Here is a 22,152-nt window from a genome sequence, read left to right as displayed (position 1 = left end):
TCCGCCCCCGCGGAACAGCGCCTTCCGCCCGAGCGCGTCGGCAAGCTGACATCATGGAGACCACGTCGAGACAGTGCGGTCAGCACGCGGGAAGGGAAGGCTCATGTCGCGCCAGCGTCAGGACCAGCTCCTCGCCGTGCTGCTGCGACAAGAGGGCTGGGCGACGGCGGGCAGCCTCGCCGATCTGCTCGGAGTCACCCCGCGCAGCATCCGCTCCTACGTCGCCGCTCTGAACGCGCGGTCGCCCGGTGCCGACGTGATCGAGTCCTCTCCGGCGGGCTACCGCGCGGGACCCGGGGCTCGTGGAGCGCTCCGGAGGCGACAGGCCGGGGAATCCGCACCCCGTGACCGTCTGCACACGCTCGTGCGGCGGCTTCTGGATGTGCCGGCGGGGATCGACGTGTTCGACACCGCAGACGAACTCCATGTCAGCGAGGCCACCCTCGAAGCGGACCTGGTCCGCGTGCGGGGTCTGCTCGACGGCACCGAGCTCGTGCTCGAGCGCGACCGGGAGAACGTGCGACTCCGCGGCGACGAGGCCGCGCAACGACGTCTTCTCAGCCGACTCGCCCACGACGAGATGGACGACGCTTCCTTCCACCCCGAGACCTTCCGTCGTGCCCTCTCGGGGTCCGCGGTCGCCGCCAGCGCGGTGGGTCCCTTCAAGTCCGCGCTGGTCCGGGAGCTGGGCGAGCTCGGCTACTACGTGAACGAGCTCGCGATCGCCGACGTCCTCCTCCACATCGCCATCGCGGCGGAGCGTGTCGCCGCCGGACACGCGCTCGACTCCTCACCGGCCGGTGCGCGGGAGGAGATCCCCCGGGTGGGTGCGGTCATCGCCCGGCTGGCGTCCGAGCACTTCGCAGTCGTGCTCGGGGAGGGCGACAGCGGTCACCTCGCCTCCCTCGTCCTGACCCGCATCGTCGCGCCGGGGGAGGACGCGACCCGCGAGGTGGCACGCAGCGGGGTGGACCCCGCGGTCGAGGCCGCCGTCCGTGCGGAGATCAGCAGAGCCGCCGAGGACTTCGAGGTGGACCTCGTCGACGAGACGTTCGTGCTCCGGCTCGCGCTGCACGTGCAGAACCTGTTGCGACGAGCGGAGGAGAGCGCGTTGACGCGCAACCCGCTCACCCGCTCGCTCAAGACCACCTATCCGATGATCTTCGAAGTGGCGGTGTCTATCGCGAGCGGCCTCCACGACCGCGTCGGGACGCCCATCCACGACGACGAGATCGCGTACATCGCGATGCACGTGGGCGGGAGGCTGGAGCGCAGCCGCAAGGCCGAGTCGATCCTCACGGCCACGATCGTCTGCCCCGGGTATCACGAGCTGCACGAGCTGCTCCGCTCGAGTGTCGACCGCTCGCTGGGGTCGGCGATCGAGGTCACCACCGTCGTGACCAACGTCGACCCCGATTGGGCGTCCTTCGACACCGACCTCGTGCTCAGCACGATCGAGCCGGGTCAGGCGGGCGACCGTTTCGTCCGGATCCAGCCGTTCCTGACCGATGCCGACGTCGACCGGATCCAGCAGGCCGCCGCCCGGGTGCGCCGCGGACGACGGCTCACCCGCCTCCGCGGCGAGCTCGCCCGCTACTTCCTGGCGGACGCGTACGTGTTCCCGCTGCCGGACGAGGGGGAAGAGGCGATCATCCGCCGCCTCGGGGGGTTGCTGGTGCAGGCAGGGCTCATCGGCGAGGACTACATCGAGAACACGATCGTGCGCGAGCGGATGTCATCGACCGCGTTCACCGATGCGCTCGCCGTCCCGCACGCGCTGCAGATGACAGCGACCCGCACTGCCATCGCGATCGGGGTGGCGGACGGCTCGGCCGCCTGGGGCGACGGCCGGGTGCAGGTCGTCGCGCTCGCCGCGTTCAGCGAGAGCGACCGCGCGGCGTTCCAGACGGTGTTCGAGCAGCTGGTCGAGGTGTTCAGCGAACGCGAGAGCGTGCAGCGGATCGTCCGTCGGGGGTCGACCTTCGAGGCGTTCCTCGATGAGCTCGTCGCCGTGATCGACGGCTGACCCCCGCCGTCACCCCCGCGGGGCGAGCACCTCGACGAGCTGATCGAGGACGGCCTCCGCGGTGTCGGAGGCCGTCGTCTCGAGCACCACCGCATCCCCGGACGAGATGCCGAGGTCCATCACGGCCAGCACGCTGCTCAGGTCGACGGTGGTGCCGTCCTCCGTCCGCAGGGTCACGGGTGTGCTGTGCGACTGCGCGAGACGCACCAGCTCCGCCACCGGACGGGCGTGCACGCCGTTGTGGGCGCTGACGATGACGCGTCGGACCGGCATGTCAGGTGCGCTCGTCGAGCAGGGTCCGCACTCCGGCCTCGAGCTCCACGACGGCCGCAGCGGCGGCCTCGGAGGAGTCGGCCCGGGCGTCGATGTAGACCTTGAGCTTGGGTTCGGTGCCGCTCGGGCGCACGATCACGCGCGAGCCGTCGCCGAGGCGGTACCGCAGCACATCCCCGGAGGGTGCGCCCGGCGCGGCGTGCATCAGGTCCTCGGCCGAGGTGATCGAACGTCCGGCGATCTGCGTCGGCGGCAGCGTGCGCAGGGCGAGCATGACGTTGCCGATGACCGCGAGGTCCTCGACGCGCACCGACACCTGTCCGCTGGCGAAGTGCCCGTAGGTCTCGCCCAACTCGGCGAGCAGGTCGACCAGCGTCGCGCCGCGGTCACGGGCCTCGGCGGCGAGCCCGAGGATCGCGACGGCCGCCGACACTCCGTCCTTGTCGCGAACCGTCTCCGGGTTCACGAGGTAGCCCAGGGCCTCCTCGAAACCGAAGACGATCCCCGGGGCGCGCGAGATCCACTTGAAGCCGGTGAGCGTCTCGTGGAAGTCGAGTCCGTGGTGGGCGGCGACGGCGCCGAGACCGGGGGAGGAGACGAGGGAGCATGCGAGGGAGGCGCCCGGTGTGCCGGCGGCCGCGCGGGCGGCACGTGCCCCGAGCAGCAGCCCGACCTCGTTGCCGGTGAGTCGACGCCAGCCGTCCGCGGCCGTCTCGTCCGGAACCGCGACGGCCAGGCGATCGGCATCGGGGTCGTTGGCCAGGATGAAGTCCGCCTTCACCCGCCGAGCCCGCGCGAAGGCGAGATCCATCGCTCCCGGCTCCTCCGGGTTCGGGAAGGAGACCGTGCGGAAGGTGGCGTCGGGCGTGAGCTGCTCATCCACGACGAAAGGCTGCGGGTAGCCCGCTTCGCGCACGATGCGCGACACCGTCTCCCATCCCACTCCGTGCATCGCGGTGTAGACCCATCGCATCCCGGTGGCACCGGCGGGTGCGGGGGCCACGGCGGCGGTGGCCGCGACATACGCGTCGACGACGTCCTCGCCGGCGGTCTCGTAGTCCGTCGAGCGCGGCAGCGCGGCGATCGAGCCGGCATCGGCCGTGCGCTGGATGTGCGCGGCGATCTCGGCATCCGCCGGGGCGACGATCTGCGAACCCTGGTCGGCCCCGCCGAGATAGACCTTGTAGCCGTTGTCGTTCGGCGGGTTGTGGCTCGCGGTCACCATCACACCGGCGTCGGCGCCGAAGTGCCGCACGGCGAAGGCGAGCACGGGCGTCGGCAGCAGGCGCGGCAGGAGGATCGCTCGCAGACCCGCGCCGGCGAACAGCTCCGCCGAGTCGGTCGCGAACACGCGAGAGTTGCGTCGCCCGTCGTAGCCGATCACGACGGTCGGGGTGGTTCCGTGCGTCTTCTCCCGCAGATAGGCGGCGAAGCCCGCCGCGGCCTGGGCCACGAGCACCCGGTTCATCCGGTTGCTTCCGGCGCCGAGCTCGCCGCGGAGCCCCGCTGTGCCGAATTCCAGGCGTCCGCGGAACCGGTCGTCGAGCTCCGCGGTCGCTGCCGCCTCACCGGCGGACGCCCGCGTGATCAGGCCCGCGAGCTCGTCGCGTGTCTGGTGATCCGGGTCCTGACGCAGCCAGGCGCGCGCCTGCGCGAGTCTCTCCTCGTTCACAGGGCCTCGACCACCCTCGCCAGGAGAGCGGAGATCACCGGCTCCGCCTCACGACCGGCTTCGATCACCTCGGCGTGGCTCAGCGGGGTCTGCTGGATGCCCGCGGCCAGGTTCGTGATGAGCGAGAACCCGAGGATCTCCATGCCGGCCTCGCGGGCGGCGATCGCTTCGAGCGCGGTCGACATGCCGACGATGTGTCCGCCGATGTGCTTCGCCATCTGCACCTCCGCCGGGGTCTCGTAGTGCGGACCGCGGAACTGGGTGTACACGCCCTCATCGAGCATCGGATCGATCGTGCGCGCGAGGTCGCGCAGACGCTTCGAATACAGGTCGGTGAGGTCGATGAACGTGGCGCCCTCGAGCGGCGAATCGGCGGTGAGGTTGATGTGATCGCTGATGAGCACCGGCTGACCGGGTCGCCAGGTCTCACGGATGCCGCCGGCGCCGTTGGTGAGCACCATGATCTTGGCGCCCGTGGCTGCGGCGGTGCGGACGCTGTGCACGACGCGCCGGACGCCGTGGTCTTCGTAGTAGTGCGTGCGTGCGCCGATCACCAGGACGTTCTTGCCGCCGGGCGTGCGGATGCTGCGCAGCGTGCCGACGTGGCCCTCCAGCGCGGGCTTCGAGAAGCCGGTGACCTCGGTGGCGGGGATCGTGGCGACCGTCTCGCCGATGATGTCGGCGGCCTTGCCCCAGCCGCTGCCGAGGGTGAGGGCGATGTCGTGGTTCTCGACACCGGACAGTCGCGCGATGTCGGCGGCGGCCTGCGCGGCGACCTCGAAGGGGTTCGCGGTCGGGTCGTCGAGGGGGTTGCTGTGCGTTTCGGGCATGGATCCACTCTAGGAAGGTGCAGGCTCGGGGGCCAGGATTGGGGAAGAATGGATTCCATGTCTTCCACCACTTTCGAGCGCACTCAGCGCGTCGCCGTCCTCGGCGGCGGTCCCGGCGGTTACGAGGCGGCCCTCGCGGCCGCTCAGCTCGGGGCCGAGGTCACCCTGGTCGAGCGGGTGGGGGTCGGTGGATCGGCCGTCCTCACCGACGTGGTCCCCTCCAAGAGCCTGATCGCGACGGCGGATGCCGCCGTCGCCATCTCCGAGGCGAGCGACCTCGGAGTCAACTTCTACGCCAAGGGCGAGAACGGCAAGCCCCTCAAGCCCGAGATCGCGATCAATCTCGCAGCCGTCAACAAGCGCCTCCTGGCCCTCGCCGGTCAGCAGTCGGAGGACATGCGTGCCACGCTCCTCGAGGCCGGGGTGCGCATCCTCTCCGGGCACGGACGACTCGAGGGGCCGACGGCGATCGTCGTGTCGACCGGTCAGGGTGGCACCGACTTCGACCGGGTCGAGGCCGACACGATCGTCGTGGCCGTGGGGGCATCGCCGCGTGAGCTCGACTCCGCCAAGCCCGACGGCAAGCGCATCCTCACATGGACCCAGCTCTACGACATGAAGGCGCTGCCCGAGCACCTCATCGTGGTCGGGTCGGGGGTGACCGGAGCGGAGTTCGCGTCGGCCTACATGAACCTCGGTGCGAAGGTCACGCTCATCTCCAGCCGCGAGCAGGTGCTTCCGGGGGAGGACCAGGACGCCGCGCGCGTGCTGGAGAAGGTGTTCAAGCGCGGCGGGATGCAGGTGCTCTCGAAGTCCCGCGCCGACCGGGTCGAGGTCACCGACGACGGGGTGACCGTGACGCTGTCCGACGGCCGCACGGTCGACGGGAGCCACTGCTTGATGGCCGTCGGCTCCATCCCCAACACCGCGGGCATCGGTCTGGAGGAGGCGGGCGTCGAGCTCGATGATTCAGGTCATGTGCGCGTGAACCGCGTCGCTCGCACCTCGGTGCCCAACATCTACGCGGTCGGCGACTGCACGAACTTCTTCCCGCTGGCCTCCGTCGCCTCCATGCAGGGACGCACGGCGGTGTTCCACGCACTCGGCGACATCGTGATCCCGCTCGAACTGATCAAGATCACCTCGAACATCTTCACGGCACCCGAGATCGCGACCGTGGGTTTCTCGCAGAAGGACGCCGAGGACGGGGTGACCGACGGTCTCGTCTACAAGCTTCCCCTCGCCGCCAACCCCCGCGCCAAGATGATGGGCATCAAGGACGGCTTCGTCAAGATCATCGCCCGCAAGGGGTCCGGCACGGTGATCGGTGGCGTGATCGTGGCCCCGAAGGCGTCGGAACTGATCTACCCGATCGCCGTGGCCGTCGAACGTCGTCTCACGGTGGACCAGGTCTCGCGGGTGTTCGCCGCGTACCCCTCGCTGTCGAGCAGTATCACCGATGCGAGCAGGGCGATGCACCTCGTCAACATCTCCTGAGCTCTGCGGCTGAGCTCTGCGGCTGAGCTCTGCGGCTGAGTTCTGCGGGCGCGACAGATCGCCGAGACCCCCGCCTGACGCCGAAACCCCGTGTGGCAGACATCTGCACCACGGGGTTTCGGCGTTCACCGGGGGTCTCGGCGAACAACGCGACGAGACCGGACGGTGGAGGTCAGCTGATGGTGAGCAGCTGATGTCCTGCGGAGACCGTCGTTCCGGCGTCCGCGTTGATGTTGCCGATGACGCCGTCCTTGTGCGCCTGGAGCGGCTGCTCCATCTTCATCGCTTCGAGCACGACGACGAGGTCGCCCTTGACGACCTGCTGACCGTCCTCGACCGCGATCTTGACGACGGTCGCCTGCATGGGGGACTTCACCGCATCGCCGGAGGCTCCGGCATTGGCGGTGGTCGCGTGGCTGCGACGGGACGGCGGGACGGCAGCCGGGCGACCCGCGGTGCCCGGGGCGACGGCGACGCGATCGGGGAGGCTCACCTCGAGGCGCTTGCCGGAGACCTCGACGACGACCGTGTGGCGCGAATCGGCGGGTGCCGGGGCTTCGAGCTCACCGTCCCAGGCCGGGATGTCGTTGACGAACTCCGTCTCGATCCACCGGGTGAAGACTCCGAACTCGCCGTTCTCCGCGGTGAACGCGGGATCGCGGACGACCTTGCGGTGGAACGGGATGACCGTGGGGAGTCCGGCGACCTCGAACTCGTCGAGTGCGCGGCGCGAACGCTCGATCGCCTCGGCGCGGTCCTTGCCCGTGACGATGATCTTCGCGAGGAGAGAATCGAAAGCCCCCGAGACCGCGTCCCCGGCGGTGACGCCCGAGTCGAGGCGGATGCCGGGACCGCCGAACGTCTTGAACACGTGGATCGGTCCGGGCTGGGGGAGGAATCCGCGACCGGGGTCCTCGCCGTTGATCCGGAACTCGAACGAGTGTCCCTGGGGCTCGGGGTCGTCGTAGTCGATGGTGCCGCCGGCCGCGATGCGGAACTGCTCGCGGACCAGGTCGATGCCGGTGACCTCTTCGGAAACCGGATGCTCGACCTGCAGTCGGGTGTTCACCTCGAGGAACGACACCGTGCCGTCGGCACCGATGAGGAACTCGCAGGTGCCGGCACCGACGTAGCCGACCTCCTTCAGGATGGCCTTCGAGGCGGAGTACAGCTGCGCGTTCTGCTCGTCCGTCAGGAACGGGGCCGGAGCCTCTTCGACGAGCTTCTGGTGACGGCGCTGCAACGAGCAGTCGCGCGTCGAGATCACGACGACGTTGCCGGCGGCATCGGCCAGGCACTGGGTCTCGACGTGGCGCGGCTTGTCGAGGTACTTCTCCACGAAGCACTCGCCGCGGCCGAACGCGGCGACGGCTTCGCGGGTGGCCGACTCGAAGAGCTCGGCGACCTCGTCGAGCTCGCGGGCGACCTTGAGGCCGCGGCCGCCGCCGCCATAGGCGGCCTTGATGGCAATGGGGAGGCCGAATTCCTTCGCGAAGGCGATGACCTCGTCGGCACCGTCGACGGGGCCGGGTGTGCCGGGCGCGAGGGGCGCGCCGACCTTCTCGGCCACGTGGCGCGCGGTCACCTTGTCGCCGAGAGCCTCGATGGCCTCGGGGGACGGGCCGATCCAGGTCATCCCCGCATCGATGATCGCGCGCGCGAACTCGGCGTTCTCGGCCAGGAAGCCGTAGCCGGGGTGCACGGCGTCGGCACCGGCACGGCGGGCGATCGACAGGATCTTCTCGATCTGGAGGTACGTCTCCGCGCTGGTCGAGCCGCCGAGAGCGTAGGCCTCGTCGGCCAGACGCGTGTGCAGGGCGTCCCGATCCTGGTCGGCGTAGACGGCGACCGAGGCGATCCCGGAGTCACGAGCGGCGCGGATGATGCGTACGGCGATCTCGCCGCGGTTGGCGATGAGCACCTTGGCGATAGCAGGCATGCTTGCCAGCCTAGCGAGAAGGACCCCGATCCCTTTGACGACTCCCCACAAGAAAGTGGCAGAAACGTGGAGGGGAGTCTACGACCACAGGTCCGTCCACGGCACGCCGAGCTCGGTGGCCAGGCGCCGCACGGTCGACAGGGACATTCCCACGACGGTGGAGGGGTCGCCGTCCACGCGGGTGATGAAGGCCCCGCCCAGGCTGTCGACCGTGAACGCCCCTGCCACATGCAGGGGTTCGCCCGACGCCACATACGCGGCGATCTCGGCATCGCTGACATCGTCGGCGAAGGTCACCGCGGCCTCGGCGACCGCGGTCGCCTCGACGGGTGTCCGGCCGGGGGCGACACGGAAGACGGAGTGCCCGGAATGCAGGATGCCCGTGGCACCGCGCATCTCCTGCCAGCGCCGCGTGGCTTCCGCGGGGGTGTAGGGCTTGCCGTAGACGCGCCCGCCGAGTGCGAACATCGAATCCCCGCCGATCACGAGGCCGTCGAAGACCCCCTCCTCGGCGAGACCCTGCGCGACCGCGGCAGCCTTCGCCCGGGCGAGCAGCAGCACGAGCTCCGCAGGGGCCAGCGGGGTGCCGCGCTCTTCCTCCGCGGCGGCGGCGACGGCGTCTTCGTCGACGTCCGGGGAGACGGTGAGCGGTTCGATACCCGCCTGCCGCAGCAGCATGAGTCGGGCCGGTGAGGTCGAGGCGAGGCAGACGCGCATGTCCACCACCGTATCCTCGAAGGATGACTTCCTCCGCAGCCGACGTGCTCGAGCTCGACATCACCGGCATCGCACACGGGGGCACCTTCATCGCCCGCCACGAGGGGCGCGTGGTCTTCGTCTCGGACGCGGTCCCCGGGGAGCGCGTCCGTGCGCGACTGATCGCCCCGCAGGACGGGGCCGATGCCTCGACCCGCAGCTTCTGGCGAGCGGAGACGATCGAGGTGCTGGAGGCGTCAGAGCATCGGCGACCGCACATCTGGGCCGAGGCCGACGTCTCGAGGGATCCCGCGGACCGCCCCGGCGGAGCCGACCTCGGGCACATCGCGCTCGACCACCAGCGAGTGCTCAAGCGCCAGGTGCTGACCGAGGCGCTGGACCGTTTCGCCGGGGAGGGGCTCGTCGCCCCGGAGATCGAGGCCGTCGAATCCGGAGACGGCACCGGGTGGCGTACGCGCGTGACCCTGCACGTCGACGACACGGGCGCGGTGGGGCCGTTCGCCGCACGCAGCCACCGGGTCATCCCCGTGTCTTCCCACCCGCTCGCTCGCCCGGCGATCGCGGAGGCCGCGCTCGCGCTCCGCGGTGAGGCTCCCGGTCGGATCGAGCTCGTCGAGCCCGCCGACGGTCGAGTGCGCATCATCCGCCGCGAGGAGACGGCGCGTCCGGCCAAGGTCGCGCGCGGCTTCCGGCGCCGTCCGACTCCCGAGACGATCCAGGAACTCGTCGGAGACCGGCCCTTCCAGCTGGACGCGACGGGATTCTGGCAGGTCCATCCGCGGGCGGCCTCCGTGCTCGACGCCGCGGTGTACGGCATCCTCGACGGACACGTCGACGAGGCGAAGACGCACTACGACCTGTACGGCGGCGTCGGTCTCTTCGCCGCGACACTCGCCGATCTCGGCGGCACCGACATCGTCACGGTGGAGTCGAGCGCACGGGCCACTGAGCACGCGGCCGCCAACCTCGCACCGCTCGAGGTCACCGCGGTCACCGCGCGGGTCGACCGCTTCCTGTCCACGCGCCGGAGCAGCGGCCGCACGGGGGCCGTGATCCTCGACCCGCCTCGCGCAGGAGCGGGCCGTCAGGTCGTCGAGGCCGTGCATGCGCTCGCGCCGGAGGCCGTCGCATACGTCGCCTGCGATCCGGTCGCCCTTTCCCGTGATCTCGGGACCTTCCGGGCGCTGGGGTGGAACGTTGATCGTCTTCGAGGTTTCGATCTGTTCCCGCACTCGCACCACTTCGAGGTCGTCGCGCTGCTGACCCGCTGAGCCGTCGGCGGCCGTCTGCGGCGACTCACTAGGCTGGGTGGATGAGCAGGGTCGCACTCATCGACGATCACGAGTCCGTTCGCCTCGGCCTCGAGGCCGCGTGCGCGCGCGACTCGCAGACCGTGGTGTTCTCGGGGAGCACAGTCGTGTCATACCTGGAATGGCGGGCCTCGGCTTCTGCCGCTCCTGCCGACGTCGTGGTCCTCGACCTCACCCTGGGCGACGGCAGCACCGTGACAGAGAACGTGTCATCGCTCGTGAACGACGGGGCGAGCGTGGTCATCCACAGCGTCGCCGACCGTCCCGCGGCTGTGCGTGAGGCTCTGTCCGCCGGTGCCGCAGGGGTCGTCAGCAAGTCCTCCGCCCTCGATGACGTGATGGACGCGATCCGGACCGTCGCTCAGGGCGAAGCGCTCAACAACGTCGAATGGGCCAGCGCCGTCGACGGTGACCGGGCCTTCGCCGACGCGCAGCTCTCCAGCCGCGAGCGCGAGGTGCTCCGGTTGTATGCCACGGGCCTTCCGCTGAAGGCGGTCGCCGAGCGGCTCGGCGTCGCCTACTCGACCGCCAAGGAGAACATCACGCGCGTACGGGTCAAGTACGTCGAGGTCGGTCGGCCCGCACCCACGAAGGTGGATCTCCTCCGTCGAGCGATGGAGGACGGCATCGTCGCGGCAGACGGGGCGTCGAGTGCCCGCTGATCCGCTCAGCATCCGCGATGCCTGGAGCAAGATCCCGTCTCCGGGCAGCACGGAGACTGAGTTCGAGCGATTCACGGGCAAACGCATGGAGCGGATCCTCGCGATCGTCGTCGCGATCGGATCCTCCGCCTTGGGCGCCCAGGCGCTGTTCGCCGCGGTGAACACCCTGTCCCAGGCGGACGTGGTGCACATCGTGATGGTCGTCGTGGTGTTCGTCCCGCTCGCGGCGATGCTGGTCGCCTGCCTGGTCGGCCGCGGCGTGCGCACCTTCTCGGGCCTCTTCGCCGTGGTCTACCTGCTGGCGCTCGCCGCGTGGCCGACGGTCGTGGACCCCGCCGACAAGAGTGCCGGCGATCAGCCCTGGATCTTCTTCCTCGTGAACGTGGGGGTGGTCGCGGCGATGCTCGCGTTCCCCCTGCGGCTCCAGTTCGCGTGGGCGGCCGTGATGCCGTTCGTCTACGGTTACGTGCGTCTCGTGCAGGGGGAGTTCTCGCGGGAGTTCTGGGTCACGACCGCATTCGATGTCTCCTTCACGCTTATCCTCGGCGTGGTGATCATCTCGCTCGGCTGGATGTTCCGCTCCGTCGCGGCCGGCGTCGACGAGGCACGAGGGCAAGCCGTCGCCTCCTACTCCGCCGCAGCCGCTGCCGCCGCGGCCGAGGAGGAACGCGTGGCGATGTCGGCGCTCATGCATGACAGCGTCCTCGCGGCGTTGATCGCCGCCGAGCGGGCGGAGGGGGAGCGGGCGGAGGAGCTCGCGGTCGCGATGGCACGGGAAGCTCTCACACGTCTCGCGAACACGGAAGCCGCCGTGTCCCAGGAGGGCACCGACGAGCCCGTGGGGATCGCGCAGATCGTGGTCGAACTCCGCCGTTCGCTCTCGGAGCTCGGTGCCGACGCGATCGTCGAGGAGCGCGGCGGGATCGGAATGATCCCCGGACGGGCGGCGCGAGCCCTCGTGCTGGCCGCACGGCAGGCGATCGGGAACGCCGTGTCCCACGCGAACAGCCGTGGGTTGCACATCATCGTCGAGGCGTGTGGTGACCAAGGGATCTCCGTGACCGTGTCGGACACGGGGCCGGGTTTCGACATCACGGCGATCGGCGCCGACCGGCTCGGGATCCGCGCCTCCATCTTCGCCCGCATGGCCGGAGTCGCCGGCACCGCGGACATCCGATCCGATGAGCAGGGCACGACCGTCGTGCTGGGGTGGGAGCGCTCGTGAACCGGACCGTCCGCAGCGTCGCCACCTCGCTCGCCGTGGGGTTCGCGCTGTACTTCGCCGCGCGCGCGATCTGGTGGATCGAGCAGCCGACGGCGCCGTTGTTGATGATCGTCGCGATCGGCATCTACCTCGTGGTCGTGAACATCGCGATTCTGGGCGACGCGACGTCTGTGCGGATGCCCCTGTGGTCGGCGGTGCTGGCCCTGCTCGCGAGCGCCCTCATCCCCGCCCTGGTCACGTTCTCTCTGGAGCCCGCCGACCGCACCGCTCCCTTCGCCACCTGGTACATCGGCGGGCTCGGGCTCCTCGGTGTCGTGTGCATCGTCCGCCGTCGGTTCCTGATCGGCTGGCTGACGCTCGCGGTTCTCGTCGCGGCCTCCTCGGCATACCTCGGGATCGGCGTGGCGCTCACCCTGGGCCTGGTCGGCTCGATCATGTGGATCGTCGTCGCCCGACTTCTCGTGATGTTCTGGGATCGCGCGGTGCGCGACACCGAACGACTCGCCGAGATCCAGCAGGCGGTCTCGGCCTGGCACGCCACCCAGAGCGTACGCCAGCGGGAGAGGCGTCTGCGCGCGCAGTTCGCCCTGGCGGTCGCCGGGCCGGTGCTCGGTCGTGTCGTCGCCTCCCGTGGCGCGCTCGACGACCGGGAGCGACTCGAAGCGCGCCTCGCCGAGGGGCGGCTGCGCGACGAGCTGCGCGGAGCGGACCTGCTCAACGATGCCGTGCGCAACGCGATCGACGCCGCCCGTCTACGCGGCGCCGTCGTCACGGTCTTCGACGAGGGCGGATTCGATGGCATCGACGAAGCGCGACGCAGTGAGATCCGGGACGAGCTCGCCTCTGTGCTCATGCAGGCGCAGAGCGCGCGGCTCATCATCCGTTCGGCTCGCGATGCCCGTGTCGCGGTGACCGTCGTCGGGCGTGCGGGGACGCGTGCCTCGGGCGACGATGACGCGGTCGACCTGTGGCATGAGATCGCTCGGGAGGCCGAAGCCGTCTGAGGACGCCGCGCTCCCGACAGGATGAGGAGAGTGGGCGAGGGGCGGCGTTGTCGCCAGCCCCTCGCCGTGCGGACAGTTACCCGAAAACCGTCCGCTGGTGGCCGATCAGCGTCTGTCTACCCTGGGACAGAGAGACCAGCCGAACGCGAAGCGTCTCCTCCAGTCTGGGGGTTCTTCCATTCGTTGTCTGTAGGTATTTTGGGGGACACGATTTCTCGCTCGATGAGGGATCATAGGACCATGGGAACGCGTCGGGGAACCAACCTTCCGCGGATGGGGGACTTCAATCAGTCCGTGGTCCTGGAGGCGATCCGACAGTCCGGGGAAGGGCTGAGCCGCATCGAACTCGCCTCCGCCACCGGGCTCTCCGCGCAGACGGTGACGAACATCACCCGCCGGCTTCTCGACGACGGATTCATCCGTGAGGCGGGGCGCACCATCAACGGTCCGGGCAAACCCCGCGTGACCCTGCGGCTCGTCCCGGACAGTCGCTTCGCGGTGGGGGTGCACCTCGACCCCGCCATCATGACCTTCGTCCTGCTCGACCTGTCGGGTGCCGTCGTGCGTCGGAAGAGCATACGCACCCCGGCGAAGGAACCACGGTGGATCATCTCCGCCATGGCGGCGACCATCGACGCCTTGATCGCCGAGGCGGACGTGGACCGGGACCGGATCGCCGGGGTGGGAGTCGCCGCCCCCGGGCCTCTCGATGCGGAGAAGGGCACGGTGATCGACCCGCCGAAGCTGCTCGGCTGGCACCGGGTGCGGCTGCGTGCGGTGCTCGCCGACGCGACCGGTCTTCCCGTGCTGCTCGAGAAGGACACGACTGCCGCCGCGTCGGGCGAACTGTGGACGCGGCGCGCGTCGGCCGACGATTCGTTCGTCTTCATCTATCTGGGTACCGGGATCGGGGCCGCCCTCGCCAGGGAGGGGGAGGTCGTGCCCGGGAGCACACGCAACATCGGAGAGGTCGGGCACGTGATCGTGGATCCGGACGGTCCGCGGTGCACCTGCGGTTCTCGGGGATGCGTCGAGGTCGTCTGCACGCCACAGGCCATCGTCGAACAGGCGGAGCGTGCGGGGGTGTTCCAGGACGATCGCGAGGCGAGCGATGTCGAGTCCGTCGACGAGCGCTTCGGAGAGCTCTGCGAGCGTGCCGGCCGCGGCGACGTCGCCGCCCTGGCCGTGCTGCGGCAGGCGGCTGTGCACATGTCCGTCCTGACCGCCGCGCTCGCGAACATGCTCGACGTGGACCGCGTCGTGTTCGGCGGCCCGTTCTGGTCGCGGCTCGCGGAGGTGTACCTCAGCGAGATCCCCGGTCGCCTCGATCGTGCGAGCGCGACACGGGCGGTGCGCACGCTGCCGGTCGACGGGACGGTCGTCGGCGACGACGTGGGCGCGGTGGGCGCCGGCTGCGTGGTGCTCGACTCCGTACTCAGTCCCCGTGCCTCGGGGCTCCTGCTCGACGGCTGAGCTCTCACCGCCTGACGCACGAGGCGCAGGCCGGGGGCGTCACCCGGAGAAGCGTCCCCACGGGATGTCACGGCGCAGCGGACGCCGGAGCGGACGCTGCGTGCGGGTCCAGGCGGACACGGTCGGCTCATCGGCCACGGCGTCCGCCGCTTCGGACGCATAGGCCTCGCTGATCACCGCGATGAGTGCGGCCAGCTCTTCTTCAGTGGCTGAACCGCGCGTGATCGTGAGCATCGACGCCGCCTGCTCCGATGCGTCGGCCCCGGCCTCTCGCGCGGTCACAGCGGGATGTTCCCATGCTTCTTCGGCGGAAGCTCGGCGCGCTTGCCCCGCAGCGCACGCAGTGCCTTCGCGATCGACACGCGCGTGTTCGCCGGCTCGATGATGCCGTCGAGCTCTCCGCGCTCCGCCGCGAGGAACGGGGAGGCGACGTTGTACGTGTACTCGTTCGCCAGGCGGGTACGCACGGCGGCGACGTCTTCGCCGGCGTCCTCGGCCTTCTTGATCTCGCCGCGGTACAGGATGTTCACGGCACCCTGCCCGCCCATGACGGCGATCTCCGCCGTCGGCCAGGCGAGGTTCACGTCGGCGCCGAGCTGCTTCGATCCCATCACGATGTACGCGCCGCCGTAGGCCTTGCGCAGGATCACCGTGACGAGCGGGACCGTGGCCTCCGCGTAGGCGTAGAGGAGCTTCGCGCCGCGGCGGATGACACCCGTCCACTCCTGGTCGGTTCCCGGCAGGTAACCGGGAACGTCGACGAGGGTGACGATCGGGATGGAGAACGCGTCGCAGAACCGGACGAAGCGGCTCGCTTTCTCGCCGGCTTCGATGTTCAGCGTTCCGGCCATCTGCGACGGCTGATTCGCGATGATGCCGACGGAGCGGCCCTCGATGCGGCCGAACCCGATCACGATGTTCGGGGCGAACAGCGGCTGCACCTCGAGGAAGTCGCCCTCGTCGACCACGTGCTCGATGACGGTGTGGATGTCGTACGGCTGGTTCGTGGAGTCGGGGACGATCGTGTTCAGCACACGGTCGGCGTCGGTGGTCTCGAACTCGAAGGTGCTCTCGTACGAGGGCAGCTCCGCCATGTTGTTGTCCGGAAGGAAGCTCAGCAGCGTGCGCGCGTAGTCGATCGCGTCGTCTTCGTCCTCGGCGAGGTAGTGCGCGACGCCCGACCGCGTGTTGTGCGTGAGCGCGCCGCCGAGTTCCTCCATGCCGACGTCCTCGCCGGTCACGGTCTTGATCACGTCGGGACCGGTGACGAACATCTGGCTGGTCTTGTCGACCATGATCACGAAATCCGTGAGCGCGGGGGAGTACACGGCGCCACCGGCCGCGGGGCCCATGATGATGGAGATTTGAGGGATCACGCCGGAGGCGCGGGTGTTGAGGCGGAAGATCTCGCCGTACTTGCCCAGGGCGACGACGCCCTCCTGGATACGCGCACCGCCCGAGTCGAGGATGCCGATGCAGGGCATCCCGCCGGCGAGGGCGAACTCCATGATCTTCACGATCTTCTCGCCGGCGACCTCGCCGAGTGAGCCGCCGAAGGTCGAGAAGTCCTGCGAGTACACCGCGACGGTGCGCCCGTTGATCGTGCCGACACCGGTGACGACCGAGTCGCCGTAGGGGCGGGAGCGGTCCATGCCGAAGGCGGTGGTGCGGTGGCGCACGTACTCGTCGAACTCGACGAAGCTTCCGGGGTCGACGAGCAGTTCGATGCGCTCACGGGCGGTCATCTTGCCCTTGGCGTGCTGCTTCTCCTTCGCCTTGGCTTCTGCGTCGACGACGGCTTCGGTGTAGCGAGCGCGCAGATCCGCGATCTTGCCGGCGGTGGTAAAGAGGTCGGGCTTGTCCGTCACGGATTCCACCCTAGCGTCGGGTCGGCCCGGTCTGTTGGATGCTCGGCACAACGGGTCGGCCGATCCTTTGGCGACCTACGCGCAGTGCTCAGTGTGCGGAGTCCGCATCCGCTTCCGTCGGGTCGTCGTTCTCCCGCTTCACGTCGGCGGTTTTCGCGGGATCGTTCTCCTCCAACTCCGGGTCCGACTTCGGGGAACGGCCGAGGGAGAGGGCCTTGCGACCGACCCAGCCGACTCCGCGGACGGTCGTTCCTGCCGCACCGGCCACGGCGTTGCCGGCATACCGCGCGCCGCGGAGCATCCGCAGCTCGAGCTTCTCCGCTCCCGGCACCGGTTCGAGCTCGAGCGGCAGATCGATCGGAGCCGCGCCGAAAGCCTTGTGTGAGGTCGTGAGCACGCGACGGCCGAGGATGTTGTTCCCTGCCCCGCCGATGGCTGCGCCGACGCCGAACGGGAGGGCCTTGCCGATCACGGAGGCGCCGCCCTTCGCGGCGAACTGCTTCACGAACATGCTCTTGAGCTGATCGACCAGCGGGCCGACGGCAGCGCGGGGGAGCGACTTCGTGACGAGTTCACCCCAGTACGACGATCTGCTCCCGCCGCGTCCGGCGACCTGCCCGGCGAGCTGACCGACCAGATCGACGCCCTCCTTGCCGAGCATCAAGGTCATCACCAGGGCGCGCGCACGGTCGGGGTTGGCGACCGCGATGCCGTGCACCTCGGCGACCGACTGCGCGAACAGGGCCGTCGACTCCACGAAGCCCACGGTCTCGACACCGGACAGCGCAAGAGTCACGCCGGTGCCGATGCCGGGAACGACGGCGGTCGCGCCCACGGCGGCACCACCGGTGGTCACGGCGGCGAGATAGCGGCGTTCGAGGATCCGGATGATCTCGGTGGGCGTGGCCTGAGGGTTGCGAAGACGGATGCTGCGGATGTGCGCGAGCACGAGCGGGCGCTGGATCGAGAGCACGCGGTCGAGGCCGCGCACCATCATCGGGTGCTCGGAAGACCCGGAAGGGGGCACGCCCTTGTCCCACGGAGCGTCATCCGGCAACGAGTGGATCTTGTGCACCTGGCGAGCCATGGAGCGATCTTACGAAGCTCGGCCGCGAAAACGCCGAAAGCCCGGTCCCTCGGAAGGAACCGGGCTTTCGCACGACGGATCGGATCAGACGAAGAGGTTCGCCCGCTCGAGATCTTCCGCGAAGTCGACCTCGACCGCGTACAGGTCGGAGACATCCATCGGCTCGAGCAGCAGGGCGTCTTCCGCGATGGCGAGCTCGAGGCCGCGCTCGAAGTAGTCCTGGTCCTCGACGCGCTGCAGCTGGCGCATGAACGCCTTCTTGTGCGTGGACGAGATGTAGTTGATGCCGACCGCCTCGCCGAGTCCGCCCTTGACGGTCTTGGAGAGCTCCTTGATGAAGCCCTCGGCCGTGACCGTGTACTTCACCTCTTCGTCGCTGACCTTCGAGGTGTTGACGGTCACGAACGACTGGTCGCGCTCGATGTAGGCGGCCGCACGGCCGAGGATCATCGGGTCGAAGACCACGTCGCCGTTCATCCACAGCACGCCGCCCTTGCCGGTGGCGCCGAGAGCGCGCAACAGGCTCTTCGACGTGTTCGTCTCGTCGTAGCGCTCGTTGTGGACGTAGTTGACCTGGGGGAAGGCTTCGATGATGGTCTCTGCGCGGTAGCCGACCACGGTCGTGATGCGCGCGTCGGACCCGAAGGCGGCGCGGATGTTGTCGTGTTGCTGGCCCATGATCGTGCGGCCGTCGCTCAGTTCGGTGAGCGGCTTCGGCAGCGCGCGGCCGAGGCGCGAGCCCATGCCGGCGGCGAGGATGACGGTCTGAAGAGTCACGAGTGCTCCTAAAGGAAGTTGTGTTCACGGTCGGTTCACCGACCAGACACTTCGTCGTGCCGCGTTCATGGTAGCGATTCAGGCTGGGAAGCTCGGGGTGCGAAGGCTCCCGTTGCCATTTCGTGACCGAGTACACACCGGACGCACAGGCTCGCACACGGAGCACGATCGCCCCGGATCGCGCGGATCCGGCGGCGGTTTGTTGCGCGGCGGCTTGGCTTGCGCCCACCCCTTGATACCGTAGGACGGTGACTTCCTCCCCTGACGACCGCACCGCCCAGGTGGACGATACCGAAGCCTTCCCACGCGACACGTCGGCGAGCAGTTCGGCATCGTCCACGCAGGCCTCGGAGGCGTCGACGGATGCCGAGAAGCCCGCTCCCAAGAAGTCCGCGCCCAAGAAAGCCGCGCCCAAGAAAGCCGCGCCCAAGAAGCCCGAGGCCACGGAGTCTGCCGCCAAGAAACCTGCCGCCAAGAAGTCGGCGGCCACGAAGCCGACGACCGCAAGTACCTCGGGGACGACGCCGACGAAGACCAGCACGACGAACACCAGCACGACGAATGCCGACACGGCGAAGACCAGCGCGGCGAAGACCAGCGCAGCGAAGAAGCCCGCGACCTCGAAGACCGCCGCGAAGACTTCTGTGAAGGCTCCCGCGAAGTCCACGACGACGAAGGCTGCGGCGGAGAAGGCCGCCCCGACCGCCGAGGTCGTGGTCGAGCCGTTGCCGAAGGCGATGGACGAGCAGCCCTCGAAGACGAGCAGCACCGCGCGAACCGCAGCGGACGCGCGGAAGGCAGCGGCGAAGAACACCGCCTCGCGAGCTGCCGCGACGAAGTCCTCCGGATCGACGGCTGCCTCGGACCGCGCCGCGGCCGCGCGTGTCGCCGCACCGCGGGCCGCCGTCACCGGGGCGAAGGCCGCTGCGCCGAAGGCCGCGGGAAAGACGCCCGCGACGAAGTCCACGGCCGCGAAGACGGCGGCGGCGAAGACCGCAGCCGCCAAGTCGGCCGCCACCAAGTCCACCGCCCGCGCGGCGACCGCGAAGACGGCTGCAGCGAAGACCACGGCAGCGAAGAAGTCGGCGGCGGCGAGGGCGGCTGCGGCGAAGGCGAAGGCCGAGGCCGATGACGTGAAGGCCGTGCAGGCCGATGCCGCGCTCGTGATCGAAGACTCGCCGGCGACCGAGTCTGCTCCGTCGTCCGAGCTCGAGTCTGCCCCCGAGCTCGAGTCTGCCCCCGAGGTCGAGTCGGCCCCCGAGGCCGAATCGGCCGCGACGGATGCCTCCGAGGCTGAGGTTCCGGCCGTGGACGACCAGGAGGCGCCCGGAGCGGAGAGCGGTGAGGGCGGTGCCGAGCAGACGCTCGTCGCCGAGGCCGACGCAGCCGACGAGGTGACGACGCTCGAAGTCGTCGAGGCTGTCGCCGACTCCGACGATGCGGTGGCCGACGCCCCGGGACGGACCGACGCGACGTCCGCCGGGGAAGCGGTCAGCGTCCGCGGCCTCGTCAAGCAGTTCGGCGACAACCGGGCCGTCGGCGGGATCGACCTCTCGGTGCCTGCGGGTTCGTTCTACGGGGTCGTCGGTCCCAACGGTGCGGGCAAGACGACCACGCTCTCGATCGTCGCAGGCCTCCTGCGGGCCGATGAAGGCAGCGTCACGATCTGCGGTGTCGACCAGGCCGCGCAGCCGCAGGCCGCGAAACGGCTCATGGGCGTGCTGCCCGACCGGCTGCGGACGTTCGACCGGCTCACCGGACGCCAGCTCCTCTACTACTACGGACTCCTTCGAGGGCTCTCAGCCGACGTGATCGAGAAGCGTGCGGCCGATCTCGCCCGCGCATTCGACCTCGGTGACGCTCTCAGCCGGGTCGTCTCGGACTACTCGGCGGGTATGACGAAGAAGATCATGCTCGCCGGCGCGATGATCCACTCGCCGCGCGTCCTGGTGCTGGATGAGCCGTTCGAGTCGGTCGATCCGGTCTCCTCCGCGGTCATCCTGGACATCCTGCGCGCCTACGTCTCGCACGGCGGGACCGTGATCCTCTCCAGCCATGGGATGGATCTGGTCGAGCGTGTCTGCTCCCGAGTGGCCATCATCGTCGGCGGTGAAGTGCTCGCCGAGGGCACGATCGACGAGGTGCGCGCGGGGCAGACGCTCGAAGCGCGCTTCGTCGAACTTGCCGGCTCCAGCGGTGAGGTGGAGGGGCTCGAGTGGCTGCACACGTTCTCCGACTGAGGCTCGCTCTCCTTCTCGGGTCGCTACGCGGCGAACGTCGGCTTCGGACGCTCCTCGTGTTCGCGGCCGTCATCGCCGTCACGACCGTGGTGTGCATCGCCGTGTTCACGTTGTCGGGTGCGCCCGTCCCGGTCGCGCAGGCGGTCACGGTGCTCGGTGGAGCCGCGCTGCTCCTGGGTTTCCTCGTGGGCCCGATCCTCGTCGGCGCGGTCGACCAGCTCGACCCGCGACGCTTCGCCGTGTTCGGTGTGGACGAGCACCGGATGCCGTGGGTGCTCACCCTCGCCTCATTCGTCAGTGTGCCCAGTCTTGCCCTCGTCGCCGTCTACACGAGCGTCTGCATCGTCGCGATCGGAGACGGCACGCCCTGGCCCCTCGCGGTGCTGATGACGATCGTCGGCATCCTCACGACCGTGCTCATATCGCGGATCGGCATGGCCATCAATGCCCTGCTGCTGCCGGAGCGTCGGTCCCGGGAGCTCACGGCGTTGTTCGCCCTCGCTCTGCTCGTGATCGCGTTCCCCGTGGCGGTGTTCCTCGGCTCCCTGCGCTGGGACGGGCTCGTGCCTGATTCCTTGTCGACGTTGTCGACCGTGCTCGGGTTCACCCCGTTCGCGGCGTCGCCCGCCTTCCTCTTCGCGTCCGCGGCGGGCGAGACCGCGGCTGCCTGGGTCAGCGGCATCATCGCCGTCCTCACCGTCGGTCTCCTCTGGGCGGCCTGGACCTGGCTCGTGCGACGCCTGCTCACGACCACTGAGCGTCCCGTCGCCTCGAGAGAGCGCACCGGACTCGGCTGGTTCGGGCTGCTGCCGTCCAACGCGTTCGGTGCGATCGCCTCGCGGAGCCTCGTGTACTGGCTCCGGGATCGCCGCTACATCATGAACATCATCGTCGTCCCGGTCGCCGGTGTGCTCACGGTGCTGCCGCTGATCGTCGCCGGTGTGCCGGTCGAGATCGCCGCGCTCGTGCCGGTGCCGGTGATGGCACTGTTCTTCGGATGGCTGCCCCACAACGACGTCGCCTACGACTCGACCGCACTGTGGACGCACGTCGCGAGCGGCGTGCGTGGGCTTCCCGATCGCCTCGGTCGACTGGTTCCCGTGCTGCTCGTCGCGATTCCGGTCCTCGCGATCGCGGTACCGCTCTCGCTGCTGCTGATCGGAGACTGGAGTCTGCTCCTTCCGCTCGGCGGCCTCGCAGCGAGCCTGCTCTTCTCCGCCCTGGGCATCTCGAGCATCGTCTCGGTGGTCGCACCTTACGCGGTCTCCCGTCCCGGCGACAGTCCGTTCCAGCAGCCGCAGCGGCCGACGTCGCGCGGTGCGTACGGGCCGGCTGCGGCGTTCCTCGGCGCGATCGTGCTCAGCGTCCCGACGATCTGGCTGTTCGCGGCCACGATCGTCGAGGGTTCGGCGTATGCGCCGGCGACGTTCTGGGTCGGCCTCCTCATCGGCCTCGGCGTCCTCGCCGCGGGTGCGGTCATCGGCGGTCGCATCTTCGAGCGCAGCGGTGAGCGGCTGATGGAGTTCGTCGAGACCGCGTGACACCCGCCCGC

The 22,152-nt window shown here is 69.6% G+C and carries 18 protein-coding genes; 9 read left to right on the top strand and 9 right to left on the bottom strand.

Annotated elements, in window-relative coordinates; translation table 11 throughout:
• Nucleotides 1–103: 103 nt before the first annotated feature.
• Nucleotides 104–2,026 carry a PRD domain-containing protein gene (locus LVJ59_RS15350; protein WP_232763684.1) on the top strand — a complete coding sequence of 641 codons (1,923 nt, stop codon included), beginning with the start codon at nt 104–106 and terminating at the stop codon, nt 2,024–2,026.
• A 9-nt stretch (nt 2,027–2,035) separates the two neighbouring features.
• Here the strand turns inward: LVJ59_RS15350 and LVJ59_RS15345 are convergent, their stop codons facing one another.
• From LVJ59_RS15345 to LVJ59_RS15335, 3 genes are read right to left on the bottom strand one after another with little or no spacing between them, the layout of a single operon-like run.
• The gene (locus LVJ59_RS15345; RefSeq protein WP_232763683.1) at nt 2,036–2,299 is read right to left on the bottom strand and encodes an HPr family phosphocarrier protein; all 264 of its coding nucleotides are present in this window, start codon (nt 2,297–2,299) and stop codon (nt 2,036–2,038) included.
• Between the two features lies 1 nt (nt 2,300).
• Nucleotides 2,301–3,971 carry a phospho-sugar mutase gene (locus LVJ59_RS15340; RefSeq protein ID WP_232763682.1) on the bottom strand — a complete coding sequence of 557 codons (1,671 nt, stop codon included), beginning with the start codon at nt 3,969–3,971 and terminating at the stop codon, nt 2,301–2,303.
• Nucleotides 3,968–4,801, bottom strand: a complete 834-nt coding sequence (locus tag LVJ59_RS15335; protein WP_131492674.1) for a purine-nucleoside phosphorylase — start codon at nt 4,799–4,801, stop codon at nt 3,968–3,970. Before LVJ59_RS15335 ends, LVJ59_RS15340 begins: the two co-directional genes overlap by 4 nt.
• A 48-nt stretch (nt 4,802–4,849) precedes the next feature.
• Between LVJ59_RS15335 and LVJ59_RS15330 the strand changes: the two genes are divergently transcribed.
• Complete coding sequence (locus tag LVJ59_RS15330; RefSeq protein ID WP_047523575.1) at nt 4,850–6,298, top strand: NAD(P)H-quinone dehydrogenase; 1,449 nt, start codon at nt 4,850–4,852, stop codon at nt 6,296–6,298.
• Nucleotides 6,299–6,470: 172 nt separating this feature from the next.
• Here LVJ59_RS15330 and LVJ59_RS15325 read toward each other — a convergent pair whose 3' ends face one another.
• Nucleotides 6,471–8,237: a biotin carboxylase N-terminal domain-containing protein gene (locus LVJ59_RS15325; RefSeq protein ID WP_232763681.1), complete on the bottom strand. Its 1,767-nt coding sequence runs from the start codon at nt 8,235–8,237 to the stop codon at nt 6,471–6,473.
• A 78-nt stretch (nt 8,238–8,315) separates the two neighbouring features.
• Nucleotides 8,316–8,954, bottom strand: coding sequence for a Maf family nucleotide pyrophosphatase (locus LVJ59_RS15320; RefSeq protein ID WP_232763831.1), 639 nt, complete (start codon nt 8,952–8,954; stop codon nt 8,316–8,318).
• Nucleotides 8,955–8,977: 23 nt separating this feature from the next.
• Between LVJ59_RS15320 and LVJ59_RS15315 the strand changes: the two genes are divergently transcribed.
• From LVJ59_RS15315 to LVJ59_RS15295, 5 genes are all read left to right on the top strand, one after another.
• Nucleotides 8,978–10,225 (top strand): TRAM domain-containing protein, encoded by a 1,248-nt coding sequence (locus LVJ59_RS15315; RefSeq protein WP_232763680.1) that lies wholly within the window; start codon nt 8,978–8,980, stop codon nt 10,223–10,225.
• A gap of 41 nt (nt 10,226–10,266) precedes the next feature.
• Complete coding sequence (locus tag LVJ59_RS15310) at nt 10,267–10,926, top strand: response regulator transcription factor (RefSeq protein WP_131492669.1); 660 nt, start codon at nt 10,267–10,269, stop codon at nt 10,924–10,926.
• Nucleotides 10,916–12,151, top strand: coding sequence for an ATP-binding protein (locus LVJ59_RS15305; RefSeq protein ID WP_232763679.1), 1,236 nt, complete (start codon nt 10,916–10,918; stop codon nt 12,149–12,151). The genes LVJ59_RS15310 and LVJ59_RS15305 overlap by 11 nt, the downstream gene beginning before the upstream one ends.
• Nucleotides 12,148–13,155 (top strand): hypothetical protein, encoded by a 1,008-nt coding sequence (locus tag LVJ59_RS15300; protein WP_232763678.1) that lies wholly within the window; start codon nt 12,148–12,150, stop codon nt 13,153–13,155. Before LVJ59_RS15305 ends, LVJ59_RS15300 begins: the two co-directional genes overlap by 4 nt.
• Before the next feature lie 273 nt (nt 13,156–13,428).
• Complete coding sequence (locus LVJ59_RS15295; protein WP_232763830.1) at nt 13,429–14,628, top strand: ROK family transcriptional regulator; 1,200 nt, start codon at nt 13,429–13,431, stop codon at nt 14,626–14,628.
• 39 nt (nt 14,629–14,667) lie between these two features.
• Here LVJ59_RS15295 and LVJ59_RS15290 read toward each other — a convergent pair whose 3' ends face one another.
• The 4 genes from LVJ59_RS15290 to LVJ59_RS15275 form a co-directional block, all read right to left on the bottom strand.
• The gene (locus tag LVJ59_RS15290; protein ID WP_231555063.1) at nt 14,668–14,910 is read right to left on the bottom strand and encodes an acyl-CoA carboxylase subunit epsilon; all 243 of its coding nucleotides are present in this window, start codon (nt 14,908–14,910) and stop codon (nt 14,668–14,670) included.
• Nucleotides 14,907–16,496, bottom strand: coding sequence for an acyl-CoA carboxylase subunit beta (locus LVJ59_RS15285; RefSeq protein WP_372491404.1), 1,590 nt, complete (start codon nt 16,494–16,496; stop codon nt 14,907–14,909). The genes LVJ59_RS15290 and LVJ59_RS15285 overlap by 4 nt, the downstream gene beginning before the upstream one ends.
• Before the next feature lie 88 nt (nt 16,497–16,584).
• Nucleotides 16,585–17,583, bottom strand: a complete 999-nt coding sequence (locus LVJ59_RS15280) for a hypothetical protein (RefSeq protein WP_232763677.1) — start codon at nt 17,581–17,583, stop codon at nt 16,585–16,587.
• Between the two features lie 84 nt (nt 17,584–17,667).
• Nucleotides 17,668–18,360, bottom strand: coding sequence for an NTP transferase domain-containing protein (locus LVJ59_RS15275; RefSeq protein WP_047523569.1), 693 nt, complete (start codon nt 18,358–18,360; stop codon nt 17,668–17,670).
• Nucleotides 18,361–18,608: 248 nt separating this feature from the next.
• On the opposite strand from LVJ59_RS15275, the gene LVJ59_RS15270 reads away from it, so the two are divergent.
• The gene (locus LVJ59_RS15270; protein ID WP_232763676.1) at nt 18,609–20,600 is read left to right on the top strand and encodes an ABC transporter ATP-binding protein; all 1,992 of its coding nucleotides are present in this window, start codon (nt 18,609–18,611) and stop codon (nt 20,598–20,600) included.
• Nucleotides 20,576–22,141, top strand: a complete 1,566-nt coding sequence (locus LVJ59_RS15265; protein ID WP_232763675.1) for a hypothetical protein — start codon at nt 20,576–20,578, stop codon at nt 22,139–22,141. The genes LVJ59_RS15270 and LVJ59_RS15265 overlap by 25 nt, the downstream gene beginning before the upstream one ends.
• The last annotated feature ends 11 nt before the right edge of the window (nt 22,142–22,152 follow it).

The sequence above is a fragment of the Microbacterium sp. KKR3/1 genome (assembly GCF_021272365.1).
GTDB classification, from domain to species: Bacteria; Actinomycetota; Actinomycetes; order Actinomycetales; family Microbacteriaceae; genus Microbacterium; species Microbacterium aurugineum.
Note: the sequence above shows the minus strand (reverse complement) of the source record. Positions and strands in the feature narration are given on the sequence as shown.

Excerpts from the sequence above, each read along its gene's own strand:
- LVJ59_RS15350 (WP_232763684.1), top strand. The coding sequence starts at position 104 with ATGTCGCGCCAGCGTCAGGACCAGCTCCTCGCCGTGCTGCTGCGACAA.
- LVJ59_RS15345 (WP_232763683.1), bottom strand. The coding sequence starts at position 2,299 with ATGCCGGTCCGACGCGTCATCGTCAGCGCCCACAACGGCGTGCACGCC.
- LVJ59_RS15335 (WP_131492674.1), bottom strand. The coding sequence starts at position 4,801 with ATGCCCGAAACGCACAGCAACCCCCTCGACGACCCGACCGCGAACCCC.
- LVJ59_RS15330 (WP_047523575.1), top strand. The coding sequence starts at position 4,850 with ATGGATTCCATGTCTTCCACCACTTTCGAGCGCACTCAGCGCGTCGCC.
- LVJ59_RS15325 (WP_232763681.1), bottom strand. The coding sequence starts at position 8,237 with ATGCCTGCTATCGCCAAGGTGCTCATCGCCAACCGCGGCGAGATCGCC.
- LVJ59_RS15320 (WP_232763831.1), bottom strand. The coding sequence starts at position 8,954 with ATGCGCGTCTGCCTCGCCTCGACCTCACCGGCCCGACTCATGCTGCTG.
- LVJ59_RS15315 (WP_232763680.1), top strand. The coding sequence starts at position 8,978 with ATGACTTCCTCCGCAGCCGACGTGCTCGAGCTCGACATCACCGGCATC.
- LVJ59_RS15310 (WP_131492669.1), top strand. The coding sequence starts at position 10,267 with ATGAGCAGGGTCGCACTCATCGACGATCACGAGTCCGTTCGCCTCGGC.
- LVJ59_RS15295 (WP_232763830.1), top strand. The coding sequence starts at position 13,429 with ATGGGGGACTTCAATCAGTCCGTGGTCCTGGAGGCGATCCGACAGTCC.
- LVJ59_RS15280 (WP_232763677.1), bottom strand. The coding sequence starts at position 17,583 with ATGGCTCGCCAGGTGCACAAGATCCACTCGTTGCCGGATGACGCTCCG.